The sequence below is a fragment of the Kutzneria sp. NPDC052558 genome, assembly GCF_044547355.1.
GTDB lineage: Bacteria > Actinomycetota > Actinomycetes > Mycobacteriales > Pseudonocardiaceae > Kutzneria.
Genome location: NZ_JBIUAG010000036.1, coordinates 74886 through 96572 on the forward strand (window position 1 = coordinate 74886; position 21687 = coordinate 96572).

The following is a 21687-nucleotide window of genomic DNA, read 5'->3' on the forward strand; positions in this document are numbered from 1 at the left end:
AGAAGGAGAGCACCACCGTGGAATCCGTCACCGAGCAGACCCTGCCGAGGATCGTCTCCCGGCAGGAGTGGCTGGCCGCCAGGAAGGAGTTGCTGGCCCAGGAGAAGGAGATCACCAGGCAGCGGGACGCGGTCAGCGCGCGGCGCCGTGAGCTGCCGATGGTCGAAGTGCTTGAGGACTACACCTTCGACGGCGATCCCCGGCGTGAGTGTGTTCCTGCGCGACGGTGACCGGGTCTTCCACACCTACTCCGCGTACACCAGGGGACTGGACATCCTGATCAACACCGCCAACTACCTCGACCTGACCCCGTTCGGCCGCCAGGACCGCTGACACGCCACGGCCCGGTCCGTCCCAGCGGGACGGATCGGGCCACGTGGTGGGACCGGGTCAGGTGAGCAGCACCGGCAGCGCGCGGTCGCCGTTCATGATGAACGTGCCCTGCGGCTCCAACCGCCGCAGCGGTACCGCGAGCGACATCCGGGGGAAGCGGTCGAACAGCAGCGACAACGCGATACGCGTCTCCAGTAGAGCCAACGCGGACCCGATGCACCGGTAGATCCCGTACCCGAAGGAGAGGTTCTCCTTGCCGGCCCTGGTGATGTCGAACCGGGCCGCCGTCTCGCCGTGCAGTTCGGGGTCGCGGCCGACGGCGGCGAAGCACATCAGCACCGGCTCCCCCTTGGCGATCCGGACGCCACAGACCTCCACGTCGTCGACCGCGAACCGGAACGGCAGGTGCGCGACCGGCGCCTCCGCCCGCAGTGTCTCGGCGATCACGTCGTCCCAGGACGCCCTGCCCGCCAACACCATGTCCCGTTGCTCGTGATGGGTGAGCACCTGCTCGGGGCGAACGCCGAGCCCGGCCAGGACGTGACCGAATAGGCCGTCCGGCGTGCCGTCGTTCTCGTTGAAGTATCCCGGCGGGGGCTCGAACTCGTTGTCCCACCCGCAGATGGCGGTGTCGCCCTCGAAGATCAGGACGTGTCGCAGCCGCGCTACCAGCTCGGTGAAGCCCAGCGGGCGAATGACCTTGTCCGGCACAGGGTTAGCAGCGGCGGCGGCTTCACGCGTGGCGCGCTCACGCTCGCGGCGGTCGTACTCGATCTCGGCGAGGGTCGTCCAGTCGTCCGGCACCACCTGATCGACCTTCGGCCCCGGGACGGTGCTGTCGATGCACGCGCGCCACGAGTGTCCGCGCATCTCGGCTTGCCACACCAGGTCGGCGGTCGCCTCGGCCTGCTCGGTCAGCTCGAAGCCGGCGGCGGGAAACATCTGCCCGGGAGGACGGTCGTTGTAGTGGATCACTGCTCCGGCACGGGTCGGGTCCACGCCGAGCTCGGCCAGGACATGGCCGAGCAAGGTCACCGGATTGCCGTCCACGAAGTACGGCGACGGCTCCGTCACCAAGCCTTGGCACACCAAGGTTCGGTCGCCGAAGTCGTAGAGGGCGCGCCGCATCCGGTCGTGCAGCTCGGCGTAGCCCAACTCCCGCATGTTCTCGTCCGGGATCGGGCCGCAGTCGTTCTGGTGCTGCACGATTACGTCGTCGCCGTCGGGGTAGTCGAACGTGTAGCCGTCCTTGGTGGTGACGATGTAGGCCATGCCGTCACTGGACGGGCGGATCTTGTCGATGACGCCCCAGCCCACGACGACGTCGCCCACGTGGACGTGCCAGATCGTTTCCATGATCCAGCCGTTCTCCTGTGAGAACCGCGCGGGCAGGACTCCCTGGGTGACCTGCCCGCAGTCCCCGCAGGCCACCATGTAGTGCGTGTTGTCGTCGTCGGCGGCGACCTGCTTCGGTGCGACCGCGCCGTGATGCGGCGAGTCCTTCGGGAGATCCATCGACTCCACGGTGTTCTCACTGGCGCAGGACGAGCACGCGAACAGGACATCCTCGTAGAACGCCTGCAGAGCAAGGTTTTCCTGCTGACGGTAGGGGTTGTCGGTGGGCGCGATGATCAGTTCCATGATGGTGTCACCAGAGTTGTCGCGAGCGGCGGTTCGGCGATCACTTGGCCGATCGGGGCGGCCCGCCGCGACGCCGCTCGCGTGCCACGTCGGCCAAGGTCACGTAGTCCTGCGGGACGCCAGGTTCGCGATCAGCTCGGGGCCGACACCGAGGCCATGCAGGACATGGCCGAGCAGCGTGAATGGCTTGCCCTCGGCGGTGAAGCAAGGCGGGTGCCGGGGCTCGTCCGTCCACACCACGATCCTGTCGCCGTGCTGAGCGATCACCAGTTCCAACCGGTCGTGCGACTCGGCATAGCCCGGCACGCCTGTGGGACGCATCGGCGGTCGCCGCGTCGGTGTCGGCGGTCTCTTCGGTCGTGGGGGCGTCGCGTCCGATCCATTTGCTGCCGGGGATCGCGCGCAGCGTCCACTCGTCACGCAGCGGGTTCATGATCATCACGGCGTCGTTCGCCCCGTGGTCGAACTCGAACCCGCCCTCGATGACCACCGAGCGCTTGGCGGGATTCGTGCTGGACGGGCGGATGTCGTCGACGACACCCCAGCCGATGACGCACTGGCCCGCCCGCACCTGGTGCACGAACAGCGTCTCGACACCACCACCGGAGCGGTACGCCTCAGGCGGGAAGCCGTGGCTGACCCGCCGGCAGTCCTGGCACATGACCCGGTAATGGACGCCGCTGGGAACCTTCTCCCTGTAGTGCGGCGAGAATTCCGGGAGAAGACTGGTCTCCGCTGTGTTCTCACCCCTTAAAGCACTGGCGACACCGGCAAACCCACTTCCTTCACCCTCAACGGCATCTCCTGCACCGCTGTCTGAATCGCGAAACTGTCCCAACGGGAACGTCGGCTTCGCGGCGACACCGACGTTTCCGTTGGTGCGATTGACCTTGCTGGAGACGGCGGTGCTGCCCGGCGTTCGGGGCGTCTGCGGACTGGTGATCCGGACCGCACGTGAACCGATGGAACCGGTGGAGAGCCAGCTGAGGCCGGCTTGTCCGACCAACTCCTGGCCCCGCTCGACGCCACCTGGCCCGGGCGGTGCCACGAACTGCTCCACCTCGCCAAACCTGAACGGACGTCCGGAGCCCTGGCTGCTGCATGCGCCGCCCCTCGCGAGCGGCTATGACGCTCTCCGCCAGCCCGACCCAGCACACCAAAGCAGCCCACTCCGAGGTCTCGGCGGCGGGCTGCCGGTCCGGCATGTCGGCCAGCCGGGGCCGAGCGGGCACGGTGTTCAGCCCGTCGACCAGGGACGCGCCGGGATGGACAGCATCGGCGTCCGCGAAATGGGGGCGATGCCGCCCTCAGTCACGGCCAGGCCTCCGCACGCCACGGCGTCGGTCCGGCCGGGCGGTCACCGCCCCGCGACACACGTGGCATCTCACTAGGTGGGACTCGGCGATATCTCCCTATGCCGATCTATCGAATCGAGTGGGCGGGTCCACACCCGCCGTCCACGATCGCCGGCATTCGAGTGATCCTCTCGCCGTGAATGCCCACGGCATGTGACCGAGACATCGCGGCCAAGCCAGGCGTGACAACAGAATCGATCACACCCAGGCTCCGATACAGGCACTTTGTCGCATTCGCCGCCGGCGCTTGACAGTCCGACGGGAAGCCGGGCCAGCCCGGATCGTCCATCCACAATGGACACGGAGCGGGTTCGTCGCCACCGGAACGACGCCGACCTCCGAACCGATCACCCGAACGGCCGAAATGTCAAGTGGTCGCAGCGGGTTTCTATCATTTGACAAGAAGGCCGCAGGGCTTCCGGCTATCCGGAATTTCGGTAAATTGGGCGGAGCACGGCGTTTCAACGGAGTCGCGCCGTCCTCGACACCGCATCCGGCCTTCACGGCCTCACGACGGCTGTCGTAGGTGATCCGGGTCGTGACACCGAAACTTGGGGGGCAGCGATGAGTGGTGCGCAGATCGGCTGGGCCAGCGATGCGGCGAACATCCGCAGCGACGAGTTATGCCGACTCACGACCGGTCTCGACCGGCTGGCCGCCGGCGGCGGCGGGAGCATGATCCAGCTGACCGGCGAGCCGGGTATCGGCAAGAGCATGCTGCTGGCGGAGTTGGCCGCCGAGGCCCGGCGCCGTGAGCTGACCGTGCGCCATGGGCGCAGCAGCGAGTTCGAACGCGGCGACATGTTCCGGTCGCTGGCCAACGCGCTCGGCGAGGCCACGATCGCGAACGCCTGCGCCGAGCTGCCGGCGAGCCTGGCCAAGGTGATCGCCACGCACCTGCTGCGCGCGCCCTGGGACCGCTCCGGTGACGAATCCGATCGCGATGTGCTGCCCGCCGTCCGCGCGCTGCTCACGCACCTCGCCCAGGACGGGTTGGTCCTGCTGCTGGACGACTGCCACTGGGCCGACCGGCGAACGATGGAGTTCATCGGGTACCTGGCCAGGGACCCGATGCCGGCGCCGCTGCTGCTGGTCGTCGCCTACCGTCCCCGGCAGGCGTGTGCCCGGCTGGCCGGCGCGCTCGCGCACGGCATGGCGGCCGGCACGGTGGAGCGGATCGAGCTCGGCGCGCTGAGCATCGGCCAGTCCGCGAGCCTGCTCGCCGTCGACGGGCGGGAGGTGGACGAGGGCCGCCTGCGCGATCTGCACGAGATCAGCCGGGGCAACCCGCTGTATCTGCTGGCGCTGTCGGAGCGGGAAGGGCCGACCGAGCTGCGGCTGCCGTCGCCACGCGAGCCCGAGTGGCCGGGGCTGGCCGCCGCGGTGCTCGCGAGCGAACTCACCATGCTCTCCCCGGACGAGATGCTCGTCGCCGAGTCGGCGGCTGTGCTCGGTGTCGACTGCGACATCGACGCGTTGGTCACGGTCTCCGAGCTGGACCGGGACCGGGTGTGCGCCGCGACCGCGGCGCTGGAGTGCCGGGACCTGCTGCGGACGGCGGCGGACCTCGGCGTGCTGACGTTCCGGCATCCGCTGTTACGCCAGCTGGTGTACGCCGGCGCCGACCTCTGCTGGCGCAACGCCGCGCACCGCCGGGCCTTGGGGCTGCTCACCCAGCGCGGCGCGTCGGCCGGGGACCAGGCCTGGCACGTGACGAACTCGATCGCGCTGTTCGAACCGGACGACCTGTCCGTGCTTGCCGACGCGGCGGCGGCCGTGCTGGCCGACCGGCCTGAGGAGGCGATTCGGCTGCTGCGGCTGGCGTTGCGGCTGACCGCCGTGGACACCGAACGGGCGGAGCTGCGGCTGGTCCTCGCGGGCGCGCTCGTCGCCGCAGGTGAGCTGGCCGACGCCCGGGAGCTGCTTCAGATGCTGATCCGGCACTGTCCGGAGGTCACCGGCGCGCAGCGCGTCCGCGCGGTGGCCGAGTGCGCCCTGGTCGAGTGCCTGCTCGGCAACTACGCCGAGGCCGGCACTGTGCTCGCGGTCGAACTGGCAGGCTTGCGGGACCATCCGCAGGCCCGTCTCGGCGCGCTGGTCCGGCTGCTCTGCCGGCAGGCCATCACCGGCCTGTTCGACAGCGAGCTACCCGACGAGGAGCTGGTGGAATCGGCGCTGGAACTGGCCCGTCCGCACGGAGACCGGGTCGACACCGCCGCCATGCTCGCTTTGCGCGGCCTGCTGGCCAGCTACCGCGGCGAGGTCCAGCTGGCCACCGGCATGGCCGTCGAGTGCTCGGCGATCGTGGACACGCTCACGGACGCGGAGCTGGCCGACCACCCCGACTGCCTGACCCTGCTCGGCTGGGTGGAGCGCATCCTGGCCCGTTTGGGTGATGCCGGGCGGCACCTGTCGCGGCAGGTCTCGCAGACCCGCCAGCTGGGCCGGCCCGGCGAGCTGGTGATCGCCTTGCTCGGGCTGAGCCAGACCCACCAGGCCGTGGCCCGGCTCGCGGAGGCCCAGCGGGCCGCGGCCGAGGCCGCCGAAGTGGCCGGGCGGCTGGGCGCGCTTCACGTGCGGGACCTAGCGATCATGTTCGAGTCGGCGTACCTGGCGTGGATCGACCGCTCGAACGGAAGTCGGATCGCCGTGGCACACGCCGAGCAGGCGGTGGCCATGCGGTTGCCGCGGGGCTGGTGGTTCGGTGTGCAGGCGATCCTGTTGTTGGCGAGGGTGCTGGAGATCGAGGGCGACGACCGCCGGTGCGCGGCGCTGGTGCTGCACGCGGGCGGGGGCCCTGACCTGCCGGGCATCCCGCCGCTGATCCGACCGCGCTGCTACGAGATGTTGGCCAACGCCGCCGCCAACAGCGCCGACTCCCGCACCGCCGACTGGGTTCGCCGGTGCGACGCCGCCGCGGCGGCGGTGGGCCAGCCCAACAACTACGCGGCGGCCATGGTCGCGCGGGGGCACCTGGTGCGCGCCAGCCGGGACTACACCGCAGCGACCGCGCTGTACCGGCAGGCCGCCGATCTGTTCGGCTCGCTGGGCATGGCCGGCGCCCAGATCCGGTCACTCACCTTCGCGGCGCACAGCGCCGGTCTGGACCACCGGATCGCCGAGGCGGACGCGCATCTGGTGCTGGCCAAGGAACTCGCGCTCCAGTGCGGCGCCGTGGTGTTGTACGAGGACGCCGAGTCACTGCGTCGGCGGATCGCCCCCAAGGACGACGCCGTCCCGGTCGACCGGGACGACCCGGCCGCCCCGGAGGTGGATCTGTCGGTGCTGACCAAACGGGAGCGGGAGATCGCCCGGATCGCCGGCACCGGCATCCGCACCCGGGAGATCGCCGAACAGCTGTCACTGAGCCCGCGCACGGTGGACGTGCACCTCAGCCACGTCTATCGCAAGCTGAACGTGGTCTCCCGGGCCGCGCTGGCCAATCTGATGGCCAAAGTGGACTGACCGGCCGCGGCGACCGGCCGGCTCAGCCGGCCAGTCGTTCGCCGTCCCCGAGCAGGATCGCGTGGTGCAGGTCGCGCAGGGACCGACAGGGTTCGAGACCGAGCTCCGCGGTCAGGGTCTCGCGCGCGGACTTGTACACCCGCAGCGCGTCCGCCCGCCGCTCACACTGGTACAGCGCGAGCATCAACTGCCGGTAGAACGCCTCGTGCAGCGGGTGCTCGGAGACCAGGTCGTAGAGGAAGCCGACCAGCTCGCGGTGCCGGCCGAGCACGAAGTCGCACTCCACCAGCATCTCCACGCACTCCAGCCGCAGTTCCTCCAGCCAGCCGGCGAACCTGCCGATGATCTCGCCGTCGCGCAGGTCGTCGAGGGCCGCACCACGCCACAGGTCCAGCGCCGACGAGAACGCGGCCGACGCCTCCTCATGGTTGCCGGCCCGCATGCTGGCGCGTCCACGCTGCACCAGACGTCGGAACACCAACAGGTCCAGCTCATCCGAGCCGACCTGGAGCAGATACCCGGGCGCCCGGGTGACCAGCGAGTCCGGCCGCGCCACCATGTCCGCGAGGAACCGGCGCAGCTGCGAGATGTAGACGTGCAGGCCCGCCGTGGCCCGACGCGGCGGGTTCTTGCCCCACAGCTCGTTGATCAGCAGGTCGGCGGGCACCACCTGGTTGGCGCGGACCAGCAGCACACCGAGCAACGTCTTCACCTTGTGCGCGCTGATCGACGCCGACCCGCGCTCGCCGACCACCCGCAGTGCACCGAGAACCTGGTATGACACCGTGTGCCCCTCACCCCTGTGCTCGCACGCTCGACGGCACTGTCGAGACCCCGGACGGGGCCAGTTTGCCCAAGTCAGGGGCCTCTCCACATCGGAGAAAGTACTTATTAGCGTAGGTGGGGCCGAAGTCCGCGCTTAGGTCCGCTTCAGAGCCGGCGGCCACGATGGGCGCATGACCACCACGACCGCCGCGGAGCATCTGCTGCGGCTGCACCGGGCCGGCCGCCTGGCCGGGGACTACCCGCTGGTTCGGGATCTGCTCGCCGACCTGCCGCAAGAGGACCCCGACCTGCTGCGGCGGGCCGGCGCCTGGCTGTCCCGGCTCGACCCGGACGACGTGCTGCGCGCGCATCCGGACACGCCGGCATTGACCGTCGCCGTCACCGGCCACGGCACCTTGGCGGCGCTGGTCGCCCCGCTGACCGGTGAGTTCGCCCGGCACGGCCTCCTGTTACGGCCCGTCCTGTCGGACTTCGACAGTTATGTGTTCGATCTCTCCGATCCGGACAGTGACCTGTACGCGGCGCGGCCCGATCTCGTGCTGTGTCTGCTCGACCCGGAGCTGATCTTCGACGAGATCTCGACGCCGTGGCGTCCCGAGGACGTGCGGGAAGTCTTCGAAGCCAAGGTGGAACTGGTGGCCGGGCTGGCCGCACGGTTCGCCGAGCGAGGCGTGGGCACACTGGTGCTCAACACCATCCCGCTGCCCCGCACCCGCTCCGCCGCGCTGGTTGACCACCGGTCCCGGGCCGAGCTCGGCGCTGTGTGGCGTGAGGCCAACGCCCGTCTGCTGCGGCTGTCCGCGGCCCATCGTGGTGTGGTCGTGCTCGACAGCGATCCGCTGCTGGCGGCCGGAGTGCCCGCAGGCGACGCCCGGCTGAGCGTCTACGCGAAGGCATACCTGTCAACCGAGCTGCTGGCCAGCTACGCCCGCGAGATCGGACATCTGGCCCGAAACCTGACCGGACGGACGAAGAAGGTGCTGGCCCTCGATCTGGACGGCACCGTCTGGGGCGGGGTGCTTGGCGACGACGGGCCGGAGGGCATCGAGGTCGCAGGCGGCTACCGGGGCGAGGCGTTCCGCGCGTTCCAGCGCACCGCGCGCCAGCTCGCCGCGCAGGGAGTGCTGCTGACCGCCGTCAGCAAGAACGATGTCGAGCCGGTTCGGGCGGTGCTGCGCGAGCACCCGGAGATGACGTTGCGTGAAAAGGACTTCGTGCGCGTGGTGGCCAACTGGCGGCCCAAACACGACAACCTGGTCGAGCTGGCCTTGGACCTCAACGTCGGCGTGGACAGCGTGGTGTTCGTGGACGACAGCCCCTTCGAGCGCGGTCTGGTCCGCCGGGAGCTGCCCGAGGTCGCGGTGGTCGGCGTGGACGAGGAGCCTGCCTGGCACGTGGACCGGTTGCTGGCCGACGGCTGGTTCGACACGGTCGAGCTGACCGCGGACGATCACGACCGGCCGACCAAGTACCGGGACGAATTGGCCCGAAAGGACTTCCTGAACTCCTTCGACTCGATCCAGGACTACCTGTCCGAACTCGGCGTGGCCGTGCGGGTTTTCGCCGCTGGCGAGCAGGAGGTCAACCGGGTGGCGCAGCTGTCCTTGCGCACTAACCAGTTCAACCTCACCACGCGCCGCCTTCAGCCGGCCGACGTGCAGGCGCTCATCCGCGATCCGGACGCGCTGGTGCTCGCGCTGCGCACCGCCGACCGGTTCGGCGACAACGGACTGGTCGGCGCGGTCCTGGCCCACCGTGAGACCGACACCCTGCACATCGACAACTTCCTGCTCAGTTGCCGGGTGTTCGCCCGGGGCGTCGAGCAGAGCGCGCTGTCGGTGCTGCTGCGGCATGCCCGGGACACCGGCGCCGGCAGTGTCGTCGGCACCTACCGGTCGACCGCGAAGAACGGCAAGGTGCGCGAGTTCTATCCGCGCAACGGTTTCAGCACGGTGACCGACGACGGCGCGGAAGCGGTGTTCCGTCACGACCTGGTCGACATCGCCGCCCCGCCCGCGCACGTCACGTTGACCGAGGAGTTGGGATGACAGTCGATGAGTTCGCCGCCCTGATCCACGACGAGATCGGGTTGGCGGTGACCGCGGACGAACTGGACCGGAGCCTGGACCAGGTGGCCGGGTGGGACTCGGTCCACCTGCTCACCCTGCTGACCGCGCTGGAACGGGCCACCGGCCGGAGCATCTCGCTGCCGGACGTGCTGTCCGCACCGAGCCTGGGCACGATCTACACGGTCGTGGTGGGCGGTGTCTGACTGGCTGGACGTCCGGCCGGGCCCGGCCGACCGGCTCCGGCTGTTCTGCTTCCACCACGCCGGCGGCGGCGTGTCGGCGTTCCGCGGCTGGCGCGCCGCGCTGGCGCCGGACATCGCGGTGTATCCGGTGCAGCTGCCCGGTCGGGAGGCCCGCGTGCGCGAGCCGCGCATCACCGACCTGGCCACGGCGGTGGCCGCGATCGGCCGTGAGCTCGATCCGTGGCTGGACCGGCCGTACGCCTTCTACGGGCACAGCATGGGAGCGTTGATCGCGCACACGCTGACCGACCGGCTGCTCGCCGCCGACCGGCCGCTGCCGGCGCGATTGCTGGTCGGGGCATTTCCCGGCCCCCTGCTGCGCGCCCCGCTGGCCGAGGTGTCGGGCATGTCCGACGACCAGCTCGTCGAGCTGCTGCTGCGTATCGGCGGCATGTCCGAGACCGTGCGGCGCTACCCGGACTGGCGGGCGGCCGCGATCTCGTTGCTACGGGCCGATCTGAGCCTGTGCCACGGTCCGCGACCGCCGGCCGGCCCGGCGCTGCCGGTGCCGATCGACGTGGTCGCCGGCGCGGCCGATCCGCTGGTGTCTCCGGGGGACGTCGACGCGTGGGCGACACACAGCACGGTGGAGGTCCGCACGCACGTGGTGCCCGGCGGCCATTTCTTCCTGCACGACAAGGAGAACGGCTTGCTCGATCTGATCCGCTCCGCGCTCGGCCCCGTCGCCGTCCGGTCAACCGGGTCCACCATGTGACACGGCTTAGTCGCGGCTTTAGCGGATTGGGGCACGGTGGCCGCGGCCACGACCAGAAGGAGTGCCCAGTGAGCTTGGTTGACGTTGCGGGGCTGACCATCGCGTTCGGCCGCGGTGCGCCGCCCGTCGTGCGGGACGTGTCCTTCACCGTCGAGCCGGGCGAGTGCCTGGCGATCGTGGGTGAGTCGGGCTCCGGCAAGAGCGTGACCGCCCGCGCCCTGCTCGGCCTCGCCGGCCGGCGGGCGAGGGTCGGCGCGGACCGGCTGTGGGTGGGCGGCGTGGACACCGCGCCGTTCCGCGCCAGGGACTGGCAACGGCTTCGAGGCCGCACGGTCGGCATGGTGCTGCAGGACGCCTTGGTGTCGCTGGATCCGTTGCAGACGGTCGGCGCCGAGGTGGCCGAGCCGATCGGACTGCACGAGACCGAGACCCGGCGGGCACGGGCGGCTCGCGCCGTCGAACTGCTGCGCGAGGTGGGTGTGCCGGATCCCGAGGCCCGCGCCGCGCAGTACCCGCATCAGCTGTCCGGCGGGTTGCGTCAACGCGCGTTGATCGCCACCGCGCTGGCCGCGCGGCCGCGGCTGGTCATCGCCGACGAGCCGACGACCGCGTTGGACGTCGTCGTGCAGGAGCAGATTCTGGAGCTGCTCGGCCGGATCACCGGGGAGGACCGGGGGCTCCTGCTGATCAGCCACGATCTGGCCGTGGTGGCACGGCTGGCCGACCGCGTGGCGGTGCTGCGGGCCGGTCAGATCGTGGAATCCGGCCCCACGGCACGGATCCTGACCCGTCCGGCCCATCCCTACACGCGGCAGCTGATCGACGCGGTGCCCGCCCGGCGCCGCCGGGCGACGACGCCGTCGGGCCCGCCGGTGGTGGAGGTCGAGGCGGTCGGGAAGACCTACGCCCGCGCCGACCGTCCTGCGCTGGCCGATGTGTCGCTGACCCTGCGCGCGGGGGAAACCCTGGGTGTGGTTGGCGAATCGGGCTCGGGCAAGAGCACGCTGGCCCGGATCGTCGTCGGTCTGCTCGCCCCCGACAGCGGCACGGTGCGCCTGGCGGGCCAGCCCTGGTCGGCGGGGCCGGAGCGGACCCGACGCGCGCGCCGCGGCTTCGTCCAGCTCGTGCACCAGAACCCTTATGCCGCCTTCGATCCCCGGTTCACCGTGGCTGGCATCATCGGCGAGGCACTTCCCCGGCTCGGCCGGCGACAGCGGGCCGAGCGGGTGACCGAACTGCTGGCCAAGGTCAGGCTGGGCGCGGAGTTCGCCGGCCGGCGGCCCCATGAGCTCTCCGGCGGACAGCGCCAGCGGGTGGCCATCGCCCGGGCCCTCGGCCCTGGTCCGTCGGTCCTGATCTGCGATGAGCCGGTCTCCGCGCTGGACGTCTCGGTGCAGGCCCAGGTGCTCGACCTGTTGGCCGCGCTGCAACGGGAGACCGGGATCGCGCTGCTTTTCATCACCCACGACCTGGCCGTAGTCCAGCAGATCGGCGATCGGGTGCTGGTGCTGAAGGACGGCCGGGTGGTCGAGCAGGGCGCGGCCGGCGACGTGTTCGGCCGGCCCCGTCACCCTTACACCCGGGCGTTGCTGGCCGCGATCCCACGCCTGGAGCTCAGCCCGGTGGACTGAGCTCCAGGGGTCCCGACCGGCTCAGCTGGACCGGGCGACCGCGGTGGCCCGGCGCGGGGCGCGGAAGGCGTCCGCGAAGTCGTCCAGGATGTCGGCCAGCGTCCGCACGGCGTCGGGTTCGAGCCGGACCGCGTCCTCGGTCAGCGTGAGCTGGCTTTCCACCAGGAAAAAGCTCTGCACGACGTGTCGAGGCGCGAGCGACTGCAACACCGGCCGCAGGCCGTAGTCGAGGGCGAGCACGTGCGCGACGGTGCCGCCGGTGGCCAACGGCAGCACGGCTTTGCCGGACAGGGCGAACTGCGGCAGCAGATCGAGAAACGCCTTGAGCAGTCCGGAATACGCGGCCTTGTAGGTCGGCGTCGCCAGCACGACGCCGTCCGCCTTCTCAAGCGCGGCCAGGGCCGCGGCGATGGCCGGATGGCCGCTGTCGGCGCTCAGCAGCGCCTCGGCCGGCAGTTCGCGCAGCCGGATGTGGACCACCTCGGTGTCCTCGCCGGCCAACACGGCCAGCACGTGGTCGGCCACCCGGTTGGTCTTGGACCGGGCCGAAGGGCTGCCGGAGATCGCCACTACGGTGGGCACGGTTCCTCCTAGGAGAAGGCGGGAGTCGCGGCTCCGGTGGTGCCGGCGAACGCGGGCAACACACCCTCCGCGAACAGCTTCATCGAGCGGACGGACGCCTCGGTCGACATCGCCCCGTACTGGAAGCCGGCGCTGATGTAGGTCACACCCGAGTCGGCGATCTCCTCGATCTGGGCGACGATCTCCTCGGGCGTGCCGGCCAGCAGCCGCTCGTAGGCCAGTGCCTCGTCGGCCGGGTCGATCTCGGCCGGGGCCGGGGCGACGCCGTGCACCGGCGCCGCGCCCTTGGCCAGCGCCCGGGACATGGCCATTTGGCGGGCGGCCTCGCGGGCGGCCATCCGGCGGCCGTCCGGGTCGGTGGTGCAGTAGACGTACCGGTTGGCGGAGTACTGCCGGCCAGTCACGGACTGGCCGGTCTCCGCGGCGATGTCCTCGATGGTCCGCCACTGCTGGGCGAGTTCGGCCGGCGTGGCCAGGGCCAGTCCCATGAAGTTGAAGCCCCTGGTCACCGCGAACCGGGTCGACTCGGGGCTGACGCTGGCCAGCCAGATCGGCGGATGCGGGGTCTGGGTGGGCCTGGGCAGCACGGTGACCGGCGCGTCGACGTGGTAGTGGCGGCCGTCGAAGGTGGTGTCCTCGCTGGTGAGCAGCTGCGTGATCAGGTCGACCGACTCCTCGAACATCGACCGGCTATCGGCCAGATCCCGGCCGTAGCCGTGGAACTCGTGCGACTGGTAGCCGCGTCCGATGCCGAGGTCGACCCGGCCGCCGGAGATCGCGTCCAGCGTGCACACGTCGGCGACCAGCCGGACCGGGTCCCACAGCGGCAGCACCAGGATCCCGGTGCCGACCCGCAGGTCCGGGGCGACGGTCGCGGCCTTGGTCAGCAGCAGCAGGGGCGACGAGCTGAGGCTGTAGGTGGAGAAATGGTGCTCGGTTATCCAGACGCCGGCGAATCCCTTGTCGTTGGCCCACTCGACCTCGCGGAAGAAATCGCCGTACTTCTCGTCGGTCGTGGCCCGGTCAATGTCCCGCGACGCGCTCAAATAAGTGATTCCTATGCGCACTTCGGCAGCCTCCGTCACAGGTGGACACAGCGAGAGGTCATTGACTCCACCCAGTGTCGACGGTGTGACTAATGAGCACCTTGCCGAGCTCTAAAGCGCGGTTGCCGCCCGCGCGAGGACTCCCCTACGCTCGAAAAGCCAACCCAGGGAGCAGGTGCGACAATGCGGATCGAAACCGACCGGAGCCGGTGCATCGGCGCGGCGCAGTGCGTGCTGAGCGCGCCTGCCGTTTTCGACCACGACGACGAGGGCCTGGTGATCGTGCTCCAGGACGAGCCCGCCGCGGAGCTGCGCGAGGCCGTCCGGCTCGGCCAGCAGCTGTGCCCGTCGAGCGCGATCCGGCTCAGCGAGTCGACCTGAGCAACGGCAGCAGCACCTCGTCCACGATCGAGGTGACCAGGGACTCGGGTGGGATCTCGCCGTCGATCGCCCGGCTGCGCAGCAGCGCGGTGCCGATGTCGGCGACGAGGTCGGTGACGAGCTCCGGCCGGGCCTCGCCGCGCTCGACGGCGCGCCGCATCGTGGTCAGGATGGCGTCGTGCGCGGGCGCGAACACGCGCTCGTCGGCCAGGGCCCGGCAGTCCCCGCCGGCCTCGGCGGCCACCAGGTGGAACGCGGTGCCCTTGGTCATGGCGAACGCCGAGCGCACGACCTCCAGCACGGCCAGCAGGTCGTCACGCAGATTGCCCTGGTCCGGCACCTCCGGGATGGTCGGCAGACTCTCCCGCAGGGCGTCGAGGACCAGCGACTCCTTGTCGTCCCAGCGCCGGTAGAGCACGGCCTTGCTGGTGCCGGCGGCCACCGCGACCCGTTCCATGGTCACCCGGGCGTAGCCGATCTCGTTGATCAGGTCGAACACCGTGTCGAAGATGGCGTGCTGCAGCTCCACGCCGCGCCTGCGCTTCGCGCCCTCGGCGACGGGCAGTCTCCCCGAGTCGGTCACGGTCATGCGGACGCCTCCTCGCACCCTCACCCGAGGGTACCATTTCGTTTCTTAGACGGCTCCCGTCATGCTACCGTCGGCACAGCGAACTAATCCGTACCCTAAGTTCGCGGTCCCCCACCGACTCAGCACCGGAGTGCCGATGTCCACCTCACCTGCCAGCGCGGTCGCCGCCGAGCCGCCGCAACACCGGCGCCGACCTGGGCTGATCCTCACCGCGTTGTCCGCGTTCCAGCTCATGGTGGTGCTGGACGCCAGCGTGGTCAACGTCGCCCTGCCCAGCATCCGGACCGATCTGGCCTTCTCCGCGACCGGCCTGTCCTGGGTGCTCAACGCCTACACCCTGACCTTCGGCGGACTGCTGCTGCTCGGCGGCCGCTCCGGCGACATCCTCGGCCGCAAGAACGTCTTCCTCGCCGGCCTGACCATCTTCACCGTGGCCTCCCTGCTGGCCGGCCTCGCGCCGACCGCGGGCGTGCTGGTGGCCGCGCGGGCCCTGCAAGGCATCGGCGCGGCCATCGGCTCGCCGACCGCGCTGGCGCTGATCACCACCTCGTTCGAGGGGCCGGCCAAGGCCAAGGCCATCGGCGTGTACGGGGCGGTGTCCGGGGCCGGCGGCGTCCTCGGCATGATCCTCGGCGGAGTGCTCACCCAGTGGGCGAGCTGGCGCTGGACCATGTTCGTGAACGTGCCGATCGGCGTGCTGGTCGGCGTGCTCGCGGTGCTTTACATCGCCGGCAGCGCGCGTGCCAAGGGCCGCTTCGACATCGCCGGCGCATTGCTGTCGACCCTCGGCGTGTCAGCGCTGACCTACGGTCTGATCCGCTCCACCAGCGACGGCTGGACCGATCCGCAGACCGTGGCCTCGTTGGCCGCCGCCGTCGTCCTGCTCGCGGTGTTCGTCACCGTCGAGGCCCGGGTCGCCGCGCCGCTGATGCCGCTGCTGTTGTTCCGGCACCGCAACCGGGTCAGCGCCAACCTGATCCTGTTGTTCCTGGGCGGCACCATGTTCGGCGTCTTCTTCTTCGTCACCCAGTTCCTGCAGAGCATCCAGGGCCTCGACCCGCTGGCGGCCGGGTTCGCCTTCGTGCCGTGGGGCGTCATGATCTTCACCGCGGCCCAGCTGGTCTCGCCGCTGACGGCGCGGCTGGGCATCAAGCCGGTGCTGATCATCGGCAGCCTGTCGACGGTGGCCGCCACGTCCTGGCTGACCTTCGTCACCCCGGACAGCGACTACTTCGTCTCGCTGTTCGGCCCGATGATCCTGTTCGGCACTGGCGCCGGGCTGCTGTTCACCCTGGTCACCCGCGTCGGCCTGACCGATGTGGAGCCCCGCTTCGCCGGCGCGGCGTCCGGGCTGCTCAACGTCTCGCAGCGGCTGGGCGGCTCGCTCGGCCTGGCCGTGCTGGTCGCCATCTTCGGGGCGGTGATCGGCGGCGCGACCCACCCGAGCGCGTCGGCCGCCGTGCACGGCTACCACGTCGCGTTCCAGGTCGGCATCGTCTACACCCTGCTCGGCCTGGCGCTGGCGCTGTTCGGCATCAAGACCCCGCCCCGGCCGCAACCGGCCCGGTGAGTTCGCCGCAGTCGTGGGGGGGGGGGGGCCCCCGCGGCCCCCCCCCCCCCCCCCCCCCCCCCCCCCCCGGGGGGGGCGCGGGGGGGGGGGGGGGGGGGGGGCCCCCGGGCCCCCCCCAAGAAACCCCCCCCGGGGGGGGTGGTGGCGCGCCGGGGGGGGGGGGCCCCCCCCGGGCCCCCCCCCCCACGAACGCTCAGCGACCGGGAACCGGTGGCAGGCCGAGGTTCTCGCGGAAGGTCGCGCCGGTGTACTCGGTGCGGAACACCCCGCGGTCCTGCAACTCGGGCACCACCGACTTGACGAACTCGTCGAGGCCGGTGGGCTGGGTCAGGCCGGCCAGCACGTACCCGTCGGCGGCCTCGGTGGCGACCGCGTCGGCGATCTGGGCGGCGATCTGGCCGGGCGTGCCGAGAAACGTGTGCCGCAGGGTCACCGCGATGATCAGCTCCCGGATGGTCAGCCGCTCCGCCTCGGCCCGTTCGAACCACGCCCGCGCCTGTGCCGACGGCGGCTTGCCGCCGAGGGCGTAGCCGCCCGAGTGGGCCGCGCCCCGGTTGTCCAGCACCGGCGGGACCGGTCCGTCGGCGTCGTGGTCGGACAGGTCCCGGCCCCACACCTGCTCCAGCCGGGCGATCGCGTTCTGCGGCGTGATCTGCCGGTAGGCCAGCTCGCGGGAGCGTTCCTCGGCGTCGGCACGGGAGTCGCCGATGACGAACTGGGTGCCGGGCATGATCTTGATCGAATCCGGGTCCCGGCCCGCCGCCTTGGCCCTGGCCTTCACGTCCGCGTAGAACGCTCGGCCGGCGTGGGGTTCCGCGTGCATGCTGAAGACGATGTCCACGTTGTCCACGGCGAACTGCCGGCCGTCGGCCGAGTCGCCGGCCTGCACCAGCACCGGGCGCCGCTGCGGGCTGGCGGGCAGACAGAACCGGCCGGCGATGTCGAACTGCGAGCCGACCTGCCGGTAGCCGCCCACCTCGGGATCGTCGACGAACCGGCCGGTCTCGCCGTCGCCGACCACGCTGTCGATCGGCCAGCTGTCCCACAGCTGCCGCGCGGTGGCCAGGAACTCCCCGGCCCGGCGGTAGCGCTCGGCGTGCGGCAGGAAGCCGCCCCGGCGGAAGTTGGCCCCCGACGCCGGATCGGAAGTGGTGACGATGTTCCAGCCGGCCCGGCCGTCGGACAGATGGTCCAGTGTGGACAGTTGCTTGGCCAGTTCGTACGGCTCGTTGTAGGTCGAGCTGATGGTGGCCACCAGGCCGATGTGCTCGGTGACCGCGGCCAGCGCGTTGAGCAGGGTCAGCCCGTGGGTCCGGCCGGTGATGTCCAGGTCGAACAGCTTCCCCTTGTGCTCACGCTGGCGCAGCGCCTCGGCCAGCATGAAGAAGTCCAGCTTGCCGTCCTCCGCCGTCCGCACCGCGTGCTGGAACGACGCGAGGTCGACCTGCGGACCGGACTCCGGGTCGCTCCAGATGATCCACGGACTGCCGTGGGGAAACCCAGCGGCCAGGATCACCTGTTTGTCGCCCGACCTGCGCTCCACTGTGGACACCATGCTACTCCCCTGGCACTCGAACGAGGATCACACTGCCGCGTAACGGTTTTCCGGGCGGGACAGGCCGAACCGGCCGCGCAGGGTCGGCGACCCGTATTCGGCGCGCAACGCCCCACGCGCCCGGAGTTCGGGCACCAGGCCCCGGGTGATGGCGATCAGGTCGTCGGCGTGCGAACCCGGTCGCAGGTGGAAGCCGTCGATCCCGGCTGCCCGCCAACGCAGCACCGTCTCGGCCAGTTCGGCCGGCGACCCGACGAAGACGGCGGCGTCGCTGGTCAGCGCCGCACCGGCCAGCTCGTCCAAGCGCGCCCGGCGATCGGCCGCGTCGGGGCCCAGGATGACGACCAGATCCGCGAGAATCCTCAACGCGGGCCCGCGGCGGTCCACCTCGGCCTCGGCCGTCCGGACCGCGCCGACGATCCGGGCGGCATCGTGCTCGTCGGTGGGCGTCACGTAGACGATGTCGGCGCACCGGGCGGCCAGCGCGAAGGCGTTGGGCTCGTGCGCGAGCACCGCCACCGGGGGCTGCCCCTGGGGCGGCCTCGGCACCACCGACGGGCCCTTCACCGAGAACGCGAAACCGGTGAAGTCGATGTGGTGCAAGCGGTCCCGGTCGAGGTAGCGGCCGGTCGGCAGGTCCCGGATGACCGCGTCGTCCTCCCAGGAGTCCCAGAGCCGGCGCGCGACCTCGACGAAGTCCCCGGCTTCCCGGTACAACTCGGCGCGCAGCTTCGTCTTGGTCGGGCTGGTGACGCCGGGCAGCTCGATCTCGGGAATCGTGCGGCGGCCGACATTGCGGGCCTCACTGGGATTGCGCGACACCCGGGCCTGCCAGCCGGCCCGGCCGAGGCTCACGTGGTCGAGCGTGGCGATCGCGGTGGACACGTGGAACGGCTCGGTGTGGGTGGTCGTCGCGACCGGCACGAAGCCCAGGTTCCGGGTGCGCGCGGCCAGACTGGCCGACAGCTGCACCGCGTCGAACCGGCCCCGGAACAGATCCACGCGGTCGTCCCGACCGGCGGGCAGGGGGGACTGCACGGTCAACTCGTCCTCGAAGCTCACGTAGTCGACGCACGCCGCTTCCGCTTCCGCCACCAGGTCGGCCCAGTAGCGCAGGCCGAAGTACGCGTGCGCCGGCACGTCCGCGGTTCGCCACGCGGCCGGATGCCAGCCGGCGCCGTCGAGCGCGATCGCCAGATGCACCTGAACCGGATTAGCCACGGGTCACCACACATCCTTGTGTTGTCGCTGAGGGGATTCCGGCGTCCGCCGTCACCAGGTGACGGGCAGCTCGCGCACGCCCTGCATGGTGCCCACCGGCCGGACCGTGACCTGCTCGGCCGGCACGGCCAGGCGCAGCCCGGGGATGCGGCGGAACAGCGTCTCGTAGGCCACTTCCAGCTGCAGCCGGGCGAGGTTCTGGCCGAGGCACTGGTGAATGCCGTATCCGAACGTCATGTGCTTGCGGCTGCCGCGATCGATCCGGAAGGCGTACGGATCCTCGTGCACGGCCGGATCCCGGTTTACCATCGGCGAGGACACCACCACGCCCTCACCAGCGGCGATGCGGTGCCCGTCGGCCTCGATGTCCTCCTTGGCCCACCGGATCGCGGCGAAATCGGTCACGGCCGCCAGCCGCAGCAGCTCCTCGACCGCCGCCGGCAGCGGCACCGTGCCGGCCTGCAGTTCCCGCAGTTGCTCGGGATGCCGCAGCAACACCAGGGCGCCCACCGGAATCATCGACGCCGTCGTCTCCAGCCCGGCGATCAGCAGCACCATCGTGATCTGCACCAGCTCGGCGTGGTCGAGTTCGCCGGCGCCCACCAGCCGGGCGAGCTCGCCGATCAGACCGCGGCCGGGCTCGCGTTCCTGGGCCGCGACCAGCTGGTCCAGGTAGGCGACGAACCGGGCGCCGGCCTCCTGCGCGCCCGCGGCGTCGACGCCCTGCATGATGCCCGAGGTCACCGACTCGAAGAACTCGGCCTCGTCGTCGGGAATGCCCATCAGCGCGAACATGGTGCGGCTGGGAATGGCCAGCGCGAAATCGGCGACCAGGTCGGCGACCGGGCCCTTGGCCAGCATGCCGTCGACGAGCTCGTCGACGATCGCCTGCACGGCCGGTCGCATGGCTCGGGCCTGCTTCAGGCCGAAGTAGGGCGAGAGCAGCCGGCGGTGCACGTCGTGCTCGGGCGGATCCATGCCGACCAGGACCAGTTTGCGCGCCGCCTCGGCCGACAGGTTGGGGGCCATCGACGGGTACTCGTCACGGCTGCGATCCGAGGACATCCTCGGATCGGACAGCAGGGTGCGGCCGAGCGCGTAGCTGGTCACCACCCAGACCCGCCGGCCGTTCCACAGCGTGACCGGGTTGATGGGACCCCGTTCGCTGAGCTCGGTGTAGCTGACCGGCGGCTCGTACGGGCACACGCGCCGCTGCGGAAACGCCGGCGCGTCCACGAACTCGGCCGACAACGCCGCTGATGGGAGTGACAAAACGGCCTCCGCGCGCCTTGGAATGGATGTGACGACCAGTCGCCATGACCTGCGCCGATTCGACGCTAGCCAGCGGATCGCCGACCGGGCAAGCGCGGTCGAGCCGGAGCCAATCCTTTCCTTGTCCCAGCTTTAGCTCGACTTCAGAAGCAATGAGAGCGCCGACGCTAATCTGCGGTCGGTCCGCGAAGAGAAACCATTGAGGAGTTCCGTTGACGATCTTCTCCGTTCTTGACCAGGGGCCGGTCCGCCACGATGTCGGCCCCCGGCAGGCGCTGTGTGATTCCCTCACGTTGGCCAAGGCGCTGGACCGGCTCGGGTACGCCCGGATGTGGGTCGCCGAGCACCACGGCACGGCGAGCCGGGCGATCGCCGCACCGGAGATCCTGATCGGCCGGCTGGCATCGGTCACCGAACGGCTGCGGGTCGGGGCCGGCGGCATCATGCTGCCCAATCACGCACCGCTGCACGTGGTCGAGCAGTTCCGCACGCTGGAGGCGCTGTTCCCGGGCCGGATCGATCTGGGCATCGGTCGGTCGACCGGCGCCAACAACGACCTCACCGCGTCCGCGCTGCTGCGGGAGCCGGGCGGCCAGTCGTCGTTCGACCGGCAACTCGCCCTGGTGCTGGCATTCGCCGGCCTCGGCCCATTCCCGGCCGGCGCACCCGCGGGGATCCAGGTCATGCCCGACGATGTGCCGTCGCCGCCGGTGGTGTTGCTGGGCGCGAGCACGTCCTCGGCCGAGTCCGCCGCCCGATTCGGCCTGCCGTACGCGCTGTCGGCCGGCTTCCGCGACCCCGCGCTGGCCGTGGCCGCGTTGCGCCGCTACCGCGAAGCGTTCGAGGGGGAACGGGCGCACGCGATCCTGGTGCTACGGGCCTGGGTCGGCGAGGACGACGAGCACGGCGCGGCGATCGCCGCCTCGGAGCGGCTGGCCAACGTGCAGCAGCTGGCCGGCGACCCGCAGGCGTTGCGGCCGGCCGATCAGGCGCTGGCGCACCGGTACACCGCGGCGGAGCGGCGGGTCGCCGAGCCGCTGGACCTGCGTTCCGACCTGGCCGGCGGGCCCGATCTGGTGCGCGCCCAGCTCACCGAGCTCGCCGACGCGGCCGGCGCGGACGAGGTCATGGTGGTGAGCAACACCTACGACCCGAACGACCGCATCGCCTCCTGCCACCGCCTGGCGGTCGCCGTCGGGCTGGCCGCGCCGGTCGCCGCGTAGCCGGGCGCACG

19 protein-coding genes are annotated in these 21687 nt (G+C 71.0%); 10 read left to right on the forward strand and 9 right to left on the reverse strand.

Annotated elements, in window-relative coordinates; all coding sequences use genetic code 11:
- Nucleotides 1–17 precede the first annotated feature (17 nt).
- Nucleotides 18–230 (forward strand): DUF899 family protein, encoded by a 213-nt coding sequence (locus tag ACIG5F_RS41070; RefSeq protein WP_396525554.1) that lies wholly within the window; start codon nt 18–20, stop codon nt 228–230.
- Nucleotides 205–333 (forward strand): DUF899 family protein, encoded by a 129-nt coding sequence (locus ACIG5F_RS41075; RefSeq protein ID WP_396525555.1) that lies wholly within the window; start codon nt 205–207, stop codon nt 331–333. Before ACIG5F_RS41070 ends, ACIG5F_RS41075 begins: the two co-directional genes overlap by 26 nt.
- Before the next feature lie 57 nt (nt 334–390).
- Here the strand turns inward: ACIG5F_RS41075 and ACIG5F_RS41080 are convergent, their stop codons facing one another.
- A complete protein-coding gene (locus ACIG5F_RS41080; RefSeq protein ID WP_396525556.1) occupies nt 391–1974 on the reverse strand; it encodes a cytochrome P450 in 1584 nt (527 codons plus the stop codon).
- A gap of 40 nt (nt 1975–2014) precedes the next feature.
- Nucleotides 2015–3034: a hypothetical protein gene (locus ACIG5F_RS41085; RefSeq protein ID WP_396525557.1), complete on the reverse strand. Its 1020-nt coding sequence runs from the start codon at nt 3032–3034 to the stop codon at nt 2015–2017.
- Between the two features lie 859 nt (nt 3035–3893).
- Here ACIG5F_RS41085 and ACIG5F_RS41090 point away from each other — a divergent pair.
- Nucleotides 3894–6794 (forward strand): AAA family ATPase, encoded by a 2901-nt coding sequence (locus tag ACIG5F_RS41090; protein ID WP_396525558.1) that lies wholly within the window; start codon nt 3894–3896, stop codon nt 6792–6794.
- A gap of 22 nt (nt 6795–6816) precedes the next feature.
- On the opposite strand, the gene ACIG5F_RS41095 is transcribed toward ACIG5F_RS41090, so the two are convergent.
- The gene (locus ACIG5F_RS41095; protein WP_396525559.1) at nt 6817–7578 is read right to left on the reverse strand and encodes a BTAD domain-containing putative transcriptional regulator; all 762 of its coding nucleotides are present in this window, start codon (nt 7576–7578) and stop codon (nt 6817–6819) included.
- Nucleotides 7579–7750: 172 nt separating this feature from the next.
- On the opposite strand from ACIG5F_RS41095, the gene ACIG5F_RS41100 reads away from it, so the two are divergent.
- The 4 genes from ACIG5F_RS41100 (at nt 7751) to ACIG5F_RS41115 (ending at nt 12237) form a co-directional block, all read left to right on the forward strand.
- Nucleotides 7751–9628: an HAD-IIIC family phosphatase gene (locus tag ACIG5F_RS41100; protein WP_396525560.1), complete on the forward strand. Its 1878-nt coding sequence runs from the start codon at nt 7751–7753 to the stop codon at nt 9626–9628.
- Nucleotides 9625–9852, forward strand: coding sequence for an acyl carrier protein (locus tag ACIG5F_RS41105; RefSeq protein WP_396525561.1), 228 nt, complete (start codon nt 9625–9627; stop codon nt 9850–9852). Before ACIG5F_RS41100 ends, ACIG5F_RS41105 begins: the two co-directional genes overlap by 4 nt.
- Nucleotides 9845–10606 carry a thioesterase II family protein gene (locus ACIG5F_RS41110; protein ID WP_396525562.1) on the forward strand — a complete coding sequence of 254 codons (762 nt, stop codon included), beginning with the start codon at nt 9845–9847 and terminating at the stop codon, nt 10604–10606. Before ACIG5F_RS41105 ends, ACIG5F_RS41110 begins: the two co-directional genes overlap by 8 nt.
- Nucleotides 10607–10674: 68 nt before the next feature.
- Complete coding sequence (locus ACIG5F_RS41115) at nt 10675–12237, forward strand: dipeptide ABC transporter ATP-binding protein (protein WP_396525563.1); 1563 nt, start codon at nt 10675–10677, stop codon at nt 12235–12237.
- A 21-nt stretch (nt 12238–12258) separates the two neighbouring features.
- On the opposite strand, the gene ssuE is transcribed toward ACIG5F_RS41115, so the two are convergent.
- Nucleotides 12259–12819 carry an NADPH-dependent FMN reductase gene (ssuE, locus tag ACIG5F_RS41120; RefSeq protein WP_396525564.1) on the reverse strand — a complete coding sequence of 187 codons (561 nt, stop codon included), beginning with the start codon at nt 12817–12819 and terminating at the stop codon, nt 12259–12261.
- A gap of 8 nt (nt 12820–12827) precedes the next feature.
- A complete protein-coding gene (locus ACIG5F_RS41125; protein WP_396525565.1) occupies nt 12828–13865 on the reverse strand; it encodes an LLM class flavin-dependent oxidoreductase in 1038 nt (345 codons plus the stop codon).
- Between the two features lie 183 nt (nt 13866–14048).
- Here ACIG5F_RS41125 and ACIG5F_RS41130 point away from each other — a divergent pair, with 183 nt between their 5' ends.
- On the forward strand, nt 14049–14246 hold the full coding sequence (locus ACIG5F_RS41130) for a ferredoxin (RefSeq protein ID WP_396525566.1): 198 nt from the start codon (nt 14049–14051) through the stop codon (nt 14244–14246).
- Here the strand turns inward: ACIG5F_RS41130 and ACIG5F_RS41135 are convergent.
- Nucleotides 14230–14835, reverse strand: coding sequence for a TetR/AcrR family transcriptional regulator (locus tag ACIG5F_RS41135; protein WP_396525567.1), 606 nt, complete (start codon nt 14833–14835; stop codon nt 14230–14232). The two genes, ACIG5F_RS41130 and ACIG5F_RS41135, sit on opposite strands and share 17 nt — an antisense overlap.
- 136 nt (nt 14836–14971) lie before the next feature.
- On the opposite strand from ACIG5F_RS41135, the gene ACIG5F_RS41140 reads away from it, so the two are divergent.
- Entirely contained in the window at nt 14972–16405 is a 1434-nt protein-coding gene (locus tag ACIG5F_RS41140; protein ID WP_396525568.1) for an MFS transporter, read from the forward strand.
- A gap of 193 nt (nt 16406–16598) precedes the next feature.
- On the opposite strand, the gene ACIG5F_RS41145 is transcribed toward ACIG5F_RS41140, so the two are convergent.
- The 3 genes from ACIG5F_RS41145 to ACIG5F_RS41155 are packed head-to-tail and all read right to left on the reverse strand — an operon-like array spanning nt 16599 to nt 20453.
- A complete protein-coding gene (locus tag ACIG5F_RS41145; protein WP_396525569.1) occupies nt 16599–17948 on the reverse strand; it encodes an NtaA/DmoA family FMN-dependent monooxygenase in 1350 nt (449 codons plus the stop codon).
- 39 nt (nt 17949–17987) lie between these two features.
- Entirely contained in the window at nt 17988–19181 is a 1194-nt protein-coding gene (locus ACIG5F_RS41150; protein ID WP_396525570.1) for an LLM class flavin-dependent oxidoreductase, read from the reverse strand.
- A gap of 51 nt (nt 19182–19232) precedes the next feature.
- Nucleotides 19233–20453 (reverse strand): cytochrome P450, encoded by a 1221-nt coding sequence (locus ACIG5F_RS41155; RefSeq protein WP_396525571.1) that lies wholly within the window; start codon nt 20451–20453, stop codon nt 19233–19235.
- A 212-nt stretch (nt 20454–20665) separates the two neighbouring features.
- On the opposite strand from ACIG5F_RS41155, the gene ACIG5F_RS41160 reads away from it, so the two are divergent.
- Nucleotides 20666–21676 carry an MsnO8 family LLM class oxidoreductase gene (locus ACIG5F_RS41160; RefSeq protein WP_396525572.1) on the forward strand — a complete coding sequence of 337 codons (1011 nt, stop codon included), beginning with the start codon at nt 20666–20668 and terminating at the stop codon, nt 21674–21676.
- Nucleotides 21677–21687: the final 11 nt, after the last annotated feature.

Bases quoted from the DNA above. Each gene is read 5' to 3' on its own strand.
- ACIG5F_RS41105 (WP_396525561.1), top strand. From the start codon at position 9,625: ATGACAGTCGATGAGTTCGCCGCCCTGATCCACGACGAGATCGGGTTG.
- ACIG5F_RS41080 (WP_396525556.1), bottom strand. From the start codon at position 1,974: ATGGAACTGATCATCGCGCCCACCGACAACCCCTACCGTCAGCAGGAA.
- ACIG5F_RS41100 (WP_396525560.1), top strand. From the start codon at position 7,751: ATGACCACCACGACCGCCGCGGAGCATCTGCTGCGGCTGCACCGGGCC.
- ACIG5F_RS41140 (WP_396525568.1), top strand. From the start codon at position 14,972: ATGTCCACCTCACCTGCCAGCGCGGTCGCCGCCGAGCCGCCGCAACAC.
- ACIG5F_RS41130 (WP_396525566.1), top strand. From the start codon at position 14,049: ATGCGGATCGAAACCGACCGGAGCCGGTGCATCGGCGCGGCGCAGTGC.
- ACIG5F_RS41090 (WP_396525558.1), top strand. From the start codon at position 3,894: ATGAGTGGTGCGCAGATCGGCTGGGCCAGCGATGCGGCGAACATCCGC.
- ACIG5F_RS41135 (WP_396525567.1), bottom strand. From the start codon at position 14,835: ATGACCGTGACCGACTCGGGGAGACTGCCCGTCGCCGAGGGCGCGAAG.